Source organism: Sporomusa sp. GT1, from assembly GCF_014634905.1.
Classification (GTDB): domain Bacteria; phylum Bacillota; class Negativicutes; order Sporomusales; family Sporomusaceae; genus Sporomusa; species Sporomusa sphaeroides.
Genome location: NZ_BMBX01000028.1, coordinates 6,390 through 21,833, shown reverse-complemented (window position 1 = coordinate 21,833; position 15,444 = coordinate 6,390). Strand labels below are relative to the sequence as shown.

1 protein-coding gene is annotated in these 15,444 nt (G+C 56.4%); it reads right to left on the bottom strand.

The window, feature by feature from the left end:
- Positions 1–5: 5 nt before the first annotated feature.
- Positions 6–15,437 carry a leukotoxin LktA family filamentous adhesin gene (locus tag GT1_RS19110; RefSeq protein ID WP_188400051.1) on the bottom strand — a complete coding sequence of 5,144 codons (15,432 nt, stop codon included), beginning with the start codon at positions 15,435–15,437 and terminating at the stop codon, positions 6–8.
- Positions 15,438–15,444 lie beyond the last annotated feature (7 nt).

Sequence of the window (15,444 nt, the reverse complement as noted above, 5' to 3'; positions counted from 1 at the left end):
ATAAATTAGAACAAGCTAAGTTGAATTTCGCCGTCTTCACTGCCCGGTTGCAGGGTCAGCGGCCGCGTTTGCTGCAAACCGCTCAGGTTGATATCCAGCAGGTTAAACCTCCCGAAATGCCCATAGACTGACGCCGGTTCGCGCATATACTGCAGCAGCAGCCAGTTGTCCCGGCTCATCTGCCGCTGCATCCGGTCGGTCATTTCTTCCACACCGCTGGGACGCTGCCAGTAGGTATAAAAGGAATTGTCACCGCGAAGCAGAACGCCATTGCTCTCCAGAGTGTGGTTATCCCGCATAAAATTCAGATACATCCAGGGATCACGCCGCTCCGGATTGTACCAGAAATGGACATTGGCGTTGTCGAAAACCGGTCTGGAGCCGTACACTGTGACCGTCGTATTAGCATTACTGAAATGCCCGACATCGATGATGCTGAGTTTGTCAATATAAAAACGGTTGGAATCGACATGCATATCAGCCCGCTTCGCCCAAAGCTGATCAATCTGCAGACCGTTGCGGGTACTGATCTCACCGATATTAAAGTATTCCATCGGCGAATTGGGATCAGCTGCCTGCGGCCGGAACAGCAGCATATTGTCATAGCCCTCGCGCTGGGTAAGCTGGTCAATATCAATCGCGTTGCTGCTGATGATGATATCTTTGGCAGCAGTAATCTTGGGTACATGCAGATTCTGGTTTTTATTTTTCACGCGGATCACAACGTTTTCACCGTCAATGCTGAACATGGTAACCGAACCGTCATCCGATCCAACCGCGGCAGTCTTGCCGGCGTAGACATTGCCAAGGTCAATATCGCCCTTGACCGTATGAACGGTCAGCGTATCATTGACTGCCTTGACATCCTTGCCGGTAATATCGCCCTCTTGCGTAACCTGAATATCAACTTTCCGGTCGGCGGTTACATCCTCAAACACAATGCCGCCGTTTCGGTTGGCGAGTCTGATATCGCTGTCGGCGCCGGTGGCCTCAAGCGCCGTATTCACCTTCAGCATACCGGTTTGATTTTCAATGACGATCGAGCCGGCGTTGGCTTTATTCACATCAACAGTCAGGCCATTAGCACCGGAATTGCGAACAGAGATGTCATTCCGGTCATTTTCGGCAATCAAACGGTTCATCGTATTGCCGGCAGCGCTAATATCAATGCCGGTTCCCGCCGTTGCAGCGAGAATGTCTGTTGTCACTGTACCGCCTGTCTGCCGGATATCTCCTTCGCCCTGGGTAACAACTAGATTCGGCGACACCTTGCGGCCTGCCTGCAGCACAACCTGATGATCTGCCGTGAGATCGCCGGCAAGGACGATATTGTCCGTGCTAGTCGCACTAACAACACCATCGGCAGCGGTAGCAGTCACGTCAGTCAGAACAAGTACGCCGTCCGCCTCGCCGTGGGCGGTAGTGCCTTCCAGATATACATTGCTGCCGGTGACACTGATTTGTGCCGTATCAGCCTTATCAGCCGCGAAATTGGTGATGCGCAGGCCGTGCGCAGCCGTACCCACATCACCACCTGAAATAATGTCAATGTTTTGCGCGGTGATGCGCCCCAGGTTCAGAGGATCGCTTGGATCAAGCGTATTGTAGAAGCTGGTGATAGAACCATTTGAACGCAGCCATAAGTTTTGGCCCGTATATATAGAGCCGATGGTAAAACCGCCGCCGGACAAATCACGGATATAGGCCGAGCCGTCGGTGCGAGCCGTGAGCTGGCCGGACAAGACCGTCCGGATCGCGTTGTCAACCATGCCAATGTCAGCGGTGCCACCCTCCAGGATTAAATCCTTGCCGTTGAAATTCGGCGAAGCCGGATCGGTATTGACGCTGTAGACACCGGCTTTACCCAGCACACGGATATTACCGCCGGTCGTTACCTTATCGATGAAGAGCGGAGTGTCCTGCCCTTCGGTGCGGCCGGCCAGATAGACATTATCACTGGCGACAGCGTTGAGGACACCGTTGTTTCTGGTGTGGACGCCCAGCGGGCTTTTGCCGTTGATCGTGGCTGACGTAAATTTGCCGTCGGCATTTTTCGTCCAGGTCACATCGCTGGCGTCGGCGTTGACCAACTGTTTCAAATTATCGACATTCGTGAAATCCGTGATCGTTACCGCGCCTGTATCAATGCCGATGCCTCCCTGATGCGCCGTCAGAGTAACATTGTTGCCATTGATATTGGCGGCTTTGATTTCGGTCTGGGTACTGCCGCCCTCCTTGTTGATCATAGCGTCCTGCAGCGCGTACAGCAGTTGGTCTTGCGTCCACTGATAATCGGCGGCGGTCAAGGCTCTGCTCATATCCTGATACTTGGCATCGGCCGCCAGATACGCATCGGCGGAAGCGAAGTCCTGAAATCTCGCATCCAGTTCCAGATACGCCGCATAGGCAGGGCCGGCTTGCTGGTCCGCATGGCTGGCGTAATAGGCTTTTTGCTCCTGGTATGTCCGGTAATCAGCTTCAACGCCGCTCTTATACCCGGCAGCCTGCTGTACCCGTTTCTCCGTGAAGGCGCCGTCGCCCGCGATCAGGCCAAGGTCCTTCCATTTCTGAATCTTCTTGTCGGCTGCCGTCTGGCTGACCGCCGCGCCGGACGGCAGCGCGTCGACAAAGCTGCCGTCATTGACTGTCAGCGTCACATCACCTGCGGTGGAGTCGATGATACCGACACGCAGGTTGCCCTGATCCTGAATCAAATTGATGTCCCCCTGGGCCGCCACGTTAACGCTGGCTGACAGGCTGTCGCCGCCGTGAGCGTTCTGCCCGCCCCGGATGACAAGCGCCCGGGTGTCTGTGCCAATCTGTCCGTTGTCGCTGGCCAAGTCGATGCGATTGCCCTGCACCGTCAGGTTTGTGCCCTGCTGCGTGATATCGCCGCGGGCTGTCAGACTGACATCGCCGCTGCCGGTGTTGATGGCCCGCGCCAGATCGATATTGCCCTTAAACTGCTGGTTATTGAGCCAGCCGCCGTCAACGCGGATATCAATATTGCCGGTTGTGGTATTATTCGCATCCAGCCGAACCGTGTCGCTCAGCGAGGTAATGTGTATGTTGTTAATACCGTTGTCAGCACCCAGCCTGATGTTGTCGCCAAAGAGGGTGCCATTACTCTGGGTAATCGCGCCAAACGCATTGTTCTTGCCGGATATGATTTCCATCGTAGCAGCAGAGCTGTTATTGCGGATATCGCCCATCAGTTCGACGTTCTGCTTGCCGGTGATATTGATTTTGCCGTCGGTTTCCCCGATGAAGCCGATATTGATGGCCTTGTCGGCTTTAACACTGTTCAGGTACGTCTGCGATGAACCGGTCTTTACCGACCAGCGGTAGTGGTTCCATTTGAACCAGCCCAAAAAACCGCTGCTAGACTTCCACGATTCCACTTTCGAACGGCTCTGGTTGGTAATGACATTGTCAAAGATCAACGCGTATTCGGTATTGCCTGCTTCCGGGACGGTCTCAATGAATGCGCCGGTAAGTTTATCCCGCTTGGTGCCGGGTTTTTCAGCTTTTAAATTCGATTCCTTTTCGTATTCCGCCAATGCCGTATAGTCACCGACCTCCACCAGTCCCCACAAGCCGGCTTTGATATCGCGCTGATAGGTCTTTTCAGTTTGTGTGGCCGAGCCTTCCGTCCAGTTGTAGCGCAGCCCGTTCTTGACCTGGTAGGTGGAAGACGCACCGCTGGTTTGAGAATTTTTGCCGAACAGGTCGCTGACCTTGGTTTGTGTCCGGGTATATTCCGTCACCTTATTGGTATTCAGATCGGTGATCTTAATAAGTCCTTCGATATTATTATTCAGGACATTGCCTACCTGCAGATCAGCATTGGCGTTATTGACGATATTGATTGTTGCACCGCCGTCCAGCGCCGTAATCTTGCCGTTGCCGGTACTGGCAATGCGGCCGGTCAGATGCACCTGCCCGCCCTTGGTCGCAATATCGTCGACGACAATCTTGCCGGTGCGGGGATTGTAGTATGCCTGCACTTCATAGATATATTTGCCGCTGACGGAGTCATAGACCGAGCGGTTGCCGTTATTGATCTTTATCAGGGTCTCACCGTTGATGACTACCGCTTTGGAACCGGTCGGGCTGGCGTTTTTAGCGGCGTTCAGCTCTGCCTGATTAATCGTCGCCTGATAGGTGTCATAACCACTTTGAATAGTGCCGTTCACATTGATACTGGCGGCATTGATATATACTGCGTCGCCCGCAACCCAGCTTCCCCCGCCGCCTTTAGCAGTGTTGTTCGTTTGCACCTCATGCTTTGGATTGGTCAGGTCATAGCCGTCAGCCAGGTATTTTGCCCGGAGGCCCTCATAGGTGCTCTTCCAGTCGGCTTCCGGCGAGCTGCCGATATTGACGATACCGTCAATATACCCCTGTGTGATCGAGCCGTTGGCAGCGGACAGCACAATTTCCCTGCCCTGCACCGATGCGTTGTCTTTTTCTGTCTTGCCCTGAATCAGAATGTCGCCGCCGGCGTTATCAATCGTAACCCGTCCGTACATATTCTCGACCGCACCGTTGACTTCGATTGTTGTCAGCGGTTTTACGGATATGGTCTCGCTGGTATGATCATCAGGATCGATATAAGTAACGTTCAGATTAGTGTTCCAGTTGCTCTTAATCGAGATACCCGCCTCACCGCTGGGACCATCGGCATGTACGCCGCCATAAGCCACCTGTTTCGTCCGGTCTTTGTTCAAAGCCTGGATCGACGCGTTGGCATTGGCAGTAATACTGTTGTTATTGAATTTGATTTCGCCGCCCTTTTCACCGATGACCACATCATTGATCTTCATATAATAGGTCGAATTATTGGTAATATCGATTTGCGGCGATCCCTGTGCCGCCAGACTGCCGGTGCCGGTCATATTGTCGGCGTCGATCACGATATTGCCGCCGGAAGCCGCCAGGTCAGGTAATTCCACTGCATTAACGGTAAAATTCTCCCGGACCTTTTCCACTGTTACCGTCTGGCCGTTCGCCGTGACCGTTTCCTTACTGACCAGTCCTAAATCCTTCATTTGGTTGAAAATGCGCGTTTGTTCCGCCGTATAGCCGACATATGCGGCAAGGTCGTCGCCGCCGCCATTGATCTTGCCTTCATATTCCGTTATCAACTGACTTAGCGCTTGATAGCGCGCATACAATTCCTTGCCGTAATCAAGCGTGCCTTGTTTGATCTGCGCCTGAATCGCCGCATCCTGTTCAGCGTTGCCGCTGTCTACGGTAATAGTCAGACCGACATCACCGCCGCTGATTGTGCCGCCCGGCGGTGCCACCTTGCCATCAACGGTGACGGTCAGCTTGTTCTGCGTGCCGGCGGTCAGCTTGCCGTCGAGCTGGACGTAATTATCGCTCTGCTTGCTCCGGCTGTCCTTGCCGGCCGCTGTACCGGTAAACGATTTTTCCGTGTCCTCACCTTCATACCAGGTATAGGTGGCTGTCGTTTCCGCCACATATTCCTTGCCCTGATTGGCGGCCAGATTGATGTGCCGTACACTGTCGACTATACCGCTGCCGGTGACCAGAACACGGTTTTGCTGCCTGTTTATGTTCGTGAGGCTGGGTACGGCGACCGGAATAACGCTCTTATTATACGCCTCGGCTGCCACGTCCAGATTCAGCACACCCTTGGTTCCGTCCGTCCGGGTGCCGGCGTACAGGTTGGTGTCGCCCATGCTGCGAATGGCACCGGCCACCTGAACCGTGTTGGCCCGCTTGAGGGTATTGGTCATGTTGGCGGCGCTGCCGCCGGCCGCTCCGCCTTCATTGTCGGCAATGGCTGCAGCCGTGACGTCTAATGAATCGCTGGCCGCCAGTGTTACGCTCTCGCCAAATTTCTTGGTTTCCGTCTGAGAACCGGCTGCCAGATTCACCGCATTATCTACGTTCATGGTATTGGTATTCTTCGCCGTAACAACAGCGACCAGGCCGCCGGTCTTCATGCTGGCCTTGCTGTTGACGTTTCCTTCTGTCAGCGCCGCAAGCGTCAGGCCGCCGGTCCGGGCCGTGAGAGCGGCGCTGCCGACATTGACTGCCGCGCTTCTAGTGATGGTATTCTCAGCAGTCGCGTTCTGAACGGCAATGCCGCCATAACCCGCTCCCTCGACCATATACGCATAGCGGTCATTAACGGTCATATTATTTCTGGCCGTCAGGCTGATGTCACCGGCGGTCAGTTTCGCTCCGTCCAGGACGTTAACCGCGGTCCCCTTGCTCTTGTTGCCGATCGTGTTCGTAGCTTGCGCGCCGTTGATCGCCGCCAAGCCGGCCTGCACCGAATCGGCGTTGAGGTTAGCTCTATCCTGCTGTACCGCGTTGGCTGACAGACTGCCGGCAACCGTCCAGTCGCCGCTCAGATTGACAATAGTATCGCTTGTCATGGTGTTGTCGGCGAATGTTGCCCCCGCGCTGATCAAGCCGCCGCCGCTGCCGCCGGCAACAGCGGTGTTGTCGGCCGTACCGAAGGCGTTCACCGTCACACTGCCGGCGGTTGCACCCTTGGCGTTAACCACCGTCAAACCGGAACTGACAGTCTCGGCCTTGTTGCTGCCGGCAGCCAGCACGCCGCCAATGGTGAGACCCTTGGTCTCTGCCTTTTGTTTGGTTTCGTTATGACCGGAAATTGTCAATACCGTATTGTTTTTATAGTCCTGCTTATCTACCGTTACCTCGACATTCATGGCGCTCCCGGCATAACTGCTGTTGACACCGACGCCGAGGAGACCGGCTGCCGCCAGACCGGCCGCATCGGCCTGAGCTGTGGCTTTGCCTGTCTGGGTGCCAATGCCGGCATTAAAGCTGACTGTATCATTTTGGAAGCTGTTGGCGCCCAGGACGTGCAGATTGGCGCCGCCGGCCGCCTTGGCGACAGCCACAGAAGCACCGCCCGCCCCGGCGAGAGAAACAGCCGCACTGCCGGCATTGGCCTTAACCGCCGGCGCGTTTTGCGCAGTCAGCGCCACCGAGCCGCCGCTAAATTCTGATCCGTTCTTCACGGTTACACTGCTGACACCTTTATCATCAGCCATGGCGACGACGCCGGACAGCGCGCCCGTATAGCCGACCACGCCGCCGACGGCGTTGGCCGTAACGGAGTTGGCTTTGTCGGCGGTAACGCTCGTATTTTTTGCGGTAAAACTGCTTTTGTCAATATTGACGGCTACGCTACTGTCGTTGGCAGCGTCGGTAATGATGACACCGGCGCCGACCAGGCCGGCCGTCAGGCCCAAAGCGTTGATTTCGGTGCTGCCCTGATCTTTTGCTTCCACCGTGATGCCGTCCTGACCGTTAGCCTGCAGGCTGCTGTTACGGATGTCGACACTGCCCGAGCCATGAGTAGCCAGCTTCGCATAACCGGCGCTCACACCAAAGACGCCTGCCGTACCCTGAAGCATATTCATCCTGGTGCCGGCGCCTCCATCCTGTACCAGTGCCTGGGCATGGATATTTCGGGCCGCTGTCAGCGCCGCGTCATCGATTTCAACCCGGGTGTTACGGTGCACGTTCAAAATGCCGACAGAGGCGTTGACGCTGATGCCGCCGATTGCGATGTTACCGCTGTTAATGTCGATGTCATCAGTTTCTGTTGCTTTGACCACAATGTCGCCGCCGGCAGTGAGTGAACCGCCGCTGACCCCGGCCTTGATCATGGAACCGTTGTCTTTTCCTTTGCCGGCGTTGACGGCGAGATCACTCTGCTTTACAGCAGAGCCGCCGGTATTTCTGGCGCCGAAATCACCTGCCAGAATATCACCGCTGCCGTAAACCGAATTAGCCCGGTCAACCTGCCCGGCGGCGTCTTTTTCCGCTTTGGCTGCATCATCACTGCCGCCGGCGGTGGACAACTGCTTACCAACGTTAGTAACCATGATATTTGCAGACAGAGCGCCGATACCTGCCGCCGCGTTGACGGCGAACTGGCTGATGTCGCGTGTTTCATCGGCAGTGATGCCGATATTGCCGTTAGTTGCAGTCAGGCTGGCATTGTTTGTCATGGCCTCCACCTGGCTGTCGATGGTGTTGACACTGACGCTGGCGCCGACACCTGCCGCGCCGGCGGCTACACCGCCGGTGTTGGCATCGATGCGAATCGTATTGTCAGCGTCCACATCAATGTCACCGTTGGCCGCTGTCAGAGACGCATTGTTTACACCAGCCTTCACCTGGCTGTCAATATTGTTGACCGATACCGAGCCGGACACACCGGCCCCCAGTCCCGCCACACCGAAGGAGGTGATTAAAGTATTAAGTTCAGTAGTGTTGTCAGCACTGACATCAATATTGTCTGAGCTCGTCACTGTGCTGTTGCTGACCAGGGCTTCAGTGACCGATTTATCGCTGGTCACGCCGACCGCCAGGCCAACACCCGCCCCGACGCCCGCGCCGCCGACAGACGCTGTTCCCAGATTAACGCGGCCCAGATGCTCGGCCCGGACGGACACGTCCCCTGCCTTCACCGTACTGTCCGCCAGTTCGGCGGCAGTCCGCGCATTGAGGGCGCTCACTCCCACCGTGCCGGCAATACCCGCACCCTGTCCGGCCACAGCTACGCCGGCGCCAAAGGAGGATATCCCCTGTTTTCCAATCGCTGCAAGCTCCAGGTCAACGGCTTTGATGTCGCTGCCGCTGACTTTCGCCACGGTCTCGCGGTCAACGATGTTCGTATCGGAAGAAAGTCCTGCCGCCACATTGCCGGCGCCGGCCGCTGTGCCGACAAAGCCGGTGCTGTTGGTATAGTCGCTGGCTCTGACGCTGACGTTTCCGCCCGCAGATGAGCCGGAGCCGCCGTTGATCAGCGTATCGCTGATGCCGGCTTTGGTGCTGCCGCCGATCGTGTTCACATTGGCGGTGACAGCCGCGGCCACGTTACCGGCGCCGGACAGGTTAGCCAGAGCGGAACGGATATTGCGGGCAGCGGAAGCATCGACAACAATGCCGGTTTTGCTCTCCTTCTGCCGTTTCCCTTTTAGGTTGTCGGTCGGATCAAAGGTTTCGCCCGTGATTACCGCGTCGACAATTGCGTCGTCCTTGATTTGGCTGTACGTGTCGACAGAACCGGCTTTGCCCAGAGCCGTAATCCTGGTTTTGCCCGTACCATTGCCTTCAATCATAGCCACGGTATCGCCCTGAATGTCATTGACGCTGACGGCCGCGCCAACAGCCGCAGTGCCGCCGATGGTCAGCACGCCCGCGTAGTTGCTGATCAGTTCATCGCTCTCAGCCAGCAGGCCGATATTGTTCTGGGCCGTAATCACGGCATCGCCGCTAATTTTGGCCCGGTTATTGTTTTCAATCGTATTGACAGCCACGGAACCGGCAATGCCGGCGGTGCCGGCTGCGCCTCCGCCCACGCCCACCGTGAAAATGGACGGCGCCGCTTTGGAACTAACCAGCAGATCGGCAATATTTTGCTTGCCGCCACTCACCTCGGCTTCGGTATCCTGCAGGATACGGCTGACGCTGACACCCGCGCCGACTGCCGCTGTCCCGGCGGCTGCGACGACATAAGCGCCGGTGGTAATATCGCTTTGGTTGTCGGCTGCGACCTTGACCGTCGCCCGGTCGGCGCCGTCGGCATCCTTGTCGATATTGACATCAGTCATCGCGGCACTGAGACTCTTATTGACAAGCGCCGTAGCCGCCGCACCCTGCACCGCGACCTTGCCGCTACCGCCAACGCCGACAGCCATGGTCAGCAGCTTAGACTGGTCATCTGCGGTTACCTTAATCACACTATCCGGCACAGTGGTAATATCGGCATGCTCGAGACGCGCCGAAACCTTTTGCTTGGCTGAAGCGGGATTGGACGAAGCGCCGCCGATGTCGTTGTAGGCAACGCCCGCACCAACCGCAACCTTGCCAGCAGCGTTCACATTCGCCACTACCGCCATTACATTCGTTTTATCTGCCGCATGGACGGTAATGTCGTCCGCGTTTGTCAGTGTGGTGCGCGTATCGCCGTCTTTTTCGATAGCGGCTTCGGTATTGTTGCCGCCGCTATTGATGACTACTGTGCCGCTGATAGCGGCAGTGTCCGGTGAAGCTGCCACGCTGGCACCCACGCCATAGATTGCCGCCGTACCGGCGGCATTGACGGTCACGTCAATCCCCTGCGCGGCATCGGCTGCCGCCAGTTGACTACCCTTAATATAGGCGCCTGTGGTATTGTCCATGCCGGTATAAACCAGCGTCGCACCAACGGCGGCACCTTTGCCGACAGTTACCTGACCGGCGGCGTTGACCGCCAGCGCGCCGTTGCGGGCGTTAACCTTCACCGAATCCGCTGTCAGCGTCCCCTGCTCGATTGTCGCTTTCACGTCATTTGTCAGTGTCTGCCAGGACACACTGCCCATACCGCCAAAGTTTTTGGCTCCTGCGGCCACGCCGCCGACCGCACTGACGGTCAGCGTATCCGCGTTAGCAGTCGCACCGACGGATTCGGCTGCAATGTTCGCATTTTTAATCGAAGCACCGAAATCATTATTGATATTGCCGACATTGACCGCCGCACCCACGGCGTTGTCGCTTGAACCGGCTACAGTCAGCGCCGCCGTCACAATCATGCTGCCGTCTTGCTTGTTGTTATTGAGATCCAAGGCCGAATCGGCAGCACTGGTGTCTAAATCCTTATAGTAGCTGCTGCCATCGGTATCCAGGCCGCGGGCAGCGGCTGTCTGCTGATGATCTGAATAGCTGCCCAGCTTATCCTGGTATTTTTTCGCGGCAAGTGAATTTGCTTTAGCGTCATGCGCCAGAACATTGACAGAACCGTTCGCGGTGATCTCCGCCCCGTCAATAACGGCGGCAGCTTTGTTATGCAGTCCATTGTAGACTACGGCACCGCTGAATACATTATTTGTCTGGCTGCCGCCGGCTGCCACACCGGCAGCAATTGCCGCCGTTACCTGAGTAGTGGCCAGCAGGCTCTGCACCTGGACATCATCACTATGCGCATACTTGCCGCCGCTGATACCGGCGTTCAGAGTATTTTTAATATCGGCTACCGTCACCGAACCGCCGGCCACCTGGCCGCCGCTTAAGGCCAGATTGGCGTTCACGCCGCCGGTAACCTGCACATCGCTGGCATAGGCGGTCACATCGATGTCCGTGCCGCCGGAAGCCGCCTGCTGATTGACCTCGACATTATTCATATTAGCATTGACGCTGCGCTCAAGCAGGTTGACCGACACGGCAGCGCCACCCTGATAGTTGGAGTTATTCATGCCCTGAGAGTTTTTAGTCACCGTGGCGGCAATACCGGCTGCCGCCTGCGTGCCGCCACTGACAGCCGTCACGTCAATAGCGCCGGCTCCGTCAACCTTACTGTTGGCCAGCAGGGCTTCGGTATTGCTGGTAATATCGTTGACGCCGACCGCACCGGCGAACGCCACGCTGGTTGTACTGCCGCCACCCGCATTCGGGTCCGGCTTGCGGTTTGAGATGGCGGCAGCACCGCTCCAGGCACCGATAAAGGCGGAATCCCGCGCCTCAATACTGGCTGTACCGCCGGACAGCTCGATATTGGCGCCATCGGCCACAGCCTTGGTTTGGCTGTCAATAAAGTTGAGCGATACACTGCCCGCTCCAGCCACACTAAACGATGGCACGCCGGCTGCCGCTCCTGCCGGCGGGGTGGCGCCGCCGCCCTGAGCCGAGTTGCCGCTGAAGCTGTTCAGAGCGCCCTGCAGCTTGTTGGATACCTGGTTGATACCACCCAGCGCCTTATCCTTTAGATTTCCTATCTTCGTAATTGGCGTTTTTAACTTGTCAAAAAACCCGGGCTCTTCCTTGGGTTCATCCTGGCCGCTTGAGGTCATGCCGCCAGCCACGCTGATGGCATTGATCAGGCCGGTCGTTTCAGCGCCAATGGAAAAGCTATGTGCCGTAATTTTGCCGGATTCATTCAGCGAATCGCTCCAATTGCTGCCGAAAAGCTCGCCAACCTCGATGCCGCCGGCTTTTTTGGCGTCGTTGTCGGCAACAGCGGCAATATTGCGCACATCCAGGTCATTGACGGCTACGCCCATGCCTACGCCGGCGCTGCCGCCGGCAGCGCTGAAGGACAGAATGGCATTGGTTACGCTGGTGTTATTGTTAGCGGCGATTTGAACGGCACCCTGATTACCTGCAGCCGCATCTTTTACCGCCGTTATAGTCGCCTCGTCATCGACCGATACCACGTTGATGCTTTCTCCATTGGTAAAGGAAACCATGCCGGAAATGGCGGAGCCGTCGCTCTTGCCGGCGGACAGCATCGCGCCCACATGGAAAATCTCATTGTCGGAGCTTAGCTTGATATCACCGCCTTTTAGCGATGCGCCTTCAGCTACAGCCACCAGCGAATTGGTGTCAAAGTCCTGGTAGTTGAGACTGCCGCCGACACCAACGCCCGGGCCTGAAGCGTCCGGTTTCCAGAACTGGGTCTTGCCGGTGATGTTGACATCGCCGATTTTGTTTTCCGACGCCAGCTCCAGCTTGTTCGTCGCTTGCAGTTCGGCGTTGCGGCCAATCAGGACACGGCTGGTATGGCCAATGTCGGTAATGGTGACCGAACCGGCGATTGACGCCTCGGTCTGGCCGGCGGCGCGGGCTCCGGCGGAAAAGTTGGCATAGTTATTGGGCTCGGCGAAGGCCAGCGCGTTGCTCGCTATGTCCAAAGCACCGCTAACGACATTGGCGAACGGCTCGACAACCGGGTCGGTCACATTCAGCAGTTCTGTGTAACTGTTCTGCAATTGGGTGATCTGATTGAGAACCCCCAGACCAACGGCTGCGGTATTGAAGATTTCGTCCATCACACTGTCTTTAGTGACAGAATCAGGATTGTTCACCGCCTGTTTAAAATCGTCGGTATAGGCACCGGCACAGCTTGATAGGCTGTCCTTCAGCGTTTCCAGCTCACTGATCAGGGCCTGGCATTGCTGCTTTTTATCTTCCGCTATTTGGTCTAAATCAATCTTTTTCACCGCGGCAATGGCCTCTTCCAGGGTGTCAACGCTCCGCTCTATATCCCGTATCATCCGTTCCACCCGGTTGTACTCCATCAGGGTGCTGCTGGTAATATTGACATTTTTGCCACTGAGCTTCACCGCGTCGCTTTTGGCGTCACGGCTTTCAATCTCCACTGTCGCGCTGTTATCGATGCCCGCATAGACCACAGCGGCGGCAATGGCGACATCCTTCGTAGCGCCTTCCTTATACGAGCTGGTCTTGGCGCTGGAGCTCATGTGCGTATCCTCTACCAATACGGAGGCATTGAGCTTGAGATCGCCGGTTGCTTGCAGGCCGGCGGTTTTAGCAATTTTGACACCGGCTGTGTTCGTCTCCTTAGCTACGACGGCAGCCGCCCCGGCTGAAAACAGATTGTCGAGCGGCGACGGTTCGGACGGCGGCTTATCGCCTTTCAAGTTCGCGAAAAAATCCATGATAGGGGTCGGAATCAGTCCTTTGGCGGCATTGCCAATGCCGCCAATATCGGCGGCTTGCATCACTTCCGCCTTCAGCTTGGACGCACCATGGGTGTTGCTGGCCGTCGCGGTGTTTTCAAGAATTGTATTGGTCGCGTCGATGGTCAGATCGTTACCGGCCGTGATTGTCTTGTTGACGTTGACCTGGGCCGAGCTGTCGTGCAACAGGATATTAACGGCCGCGGACGCCATACTGCCGTCAGGGGCTCCCGCCGAAGCGGCGGTAACCAGCGTATTGCGCGCGTCGGCAGTCACCGTTGCGTCGCCGGCGGCATCGATGGTGTTGTTAATGTTGACAACAGCGTGATTTTCACTGTCGGTAATGGCAATGCCGGTGACCAGACCGGGAGCATCGCCGACAAACAAGGCTTTTTTGGCGGCGACTGCTCCGGTTGTACGGACCAGTTCCTCCGCCGTCGCGGCAATACTGACATCACCGGCGGTGGATTTTACCGCGCCATCTACGGTGATACCGGCTCTATTTTCGGTTTTGGCATAAGCTACGCCGGCTGAAGGGATCTTGCCGCTGATGCTGACAAGCTGGAGCCCGTCCATGCTCAGACCCGCCGTTCCGTCCAGCTTGGACTCGGCGGCGATGTCGACATTGCCAGCCGCTGTCACGCTGCCTGAGGCACCGATAGTGACGTCAGCCTCGCTGCCAAGGATCATGACAGTGGCGCCCAGCGGGCTCGTAACATATCCCAGGGCGGGCAGGAGGGTATTCAGAGCCGCTCCCTGATCCACATAGGTATTGTTCGCACCGGCTTTTAACACGGTGTCACCACCGCTTTTTATCACACCCGCGACGTTTACTTTCGCCACAGTCTGAGCAAAATTGCCCGCGTCCGCCGCGGGACTGCCTGCGGTCTTTTCCTGTGCCAGGTCCCAGTTGCCGTTGGTCGCTTCAGCCGTCAACCTGGCGTGACGGGCGGCGTCTATCGTTCCATGGGTTTCCACGGAAGCGGTGATCGTCTTAGGCACGTTAATATCAGGAACTCCCAGAACATTGCCCAGGTTATTAAATACCTGATCCAGGGTATTGGCGTACTCGGCCTTGGCCGCCAGGACAATGTCGCCGCTGTCCGCATCGCGGCTGGCTGTTAAAGCAGAGCCTGTCAGGCCGGACGAACCGTTGGTATTGACCAGCCCCGTAAAATCAATAACACCTGTTTTTAAAGCCGCGCCGGTTGCTATAGCGGCATTCGCATCGAGCAGATTTTTGCCAACGGCGATTTTGGGCGCGTACAAACCAATATTATTAACCGCGTTGATCTTGCCGAGCACACTGATGGTAGCATCGGCATTCAGTGGGATATTGGCGGCGACAACCCGTTTATAGGCTTCCGTGCCTTCTGTCGCGAACCCTTGTGCAAACTGGCCTTTCAGCGCTTCATAGTTATAGCCATACTCGGGATGCAGCGGATCGCCCAGCATGCCGGCCGGTGTCATGACATACAGCGAGCCGGTGTTGATGACGCCCGTGCCGCCGACAAACATGCCTTCCTTGCTGAGGAAGTACAGGTTGCCGCCGATCTTATTGTTTTTGATGGCATTGACCGTACCGTTGACATCGATTCGGGCGTTGACAAAGTTAAATAAATTATTGGCGCTGTTATCAGCTTTCGTGCCGAAGTAGAGGTTGGCGATTTCATTGGCGTTCAGGCCGAACTCATTGAATACGTTAACAGCGTTTTGATTATTCTGACCGTAGCGGCGGCTGGTTTCCACATCATAACGGTTGCCGTTCTGGGTAACCTTCGTAATGGCGTCTCCCGACACAACCGCTGCCAACGCCGACAACGGATTGGCCAGAAAGGTAAAAGCCGTCGTCACAGCCGCCGTTTTCCTCCAAAACCGGCGTTGCCTGGTTTCAGTTTGCCGTAATTCCGCTGCTTCCTTTCTTTTCTCCAGCCGCAGTAATGCTCTTGCAAATTTCATATCGCAC

What these genes read in the sequence shown, in the direction of transcription:
- GT1_RS19110 (WP_188400051.1), bottom strand. Translation starts at nt 15,437, where the DNA reads ATGAAATTTGCAAGAGCATTACTGCGGCTGGAGAAAAGAAAGGAAGCA.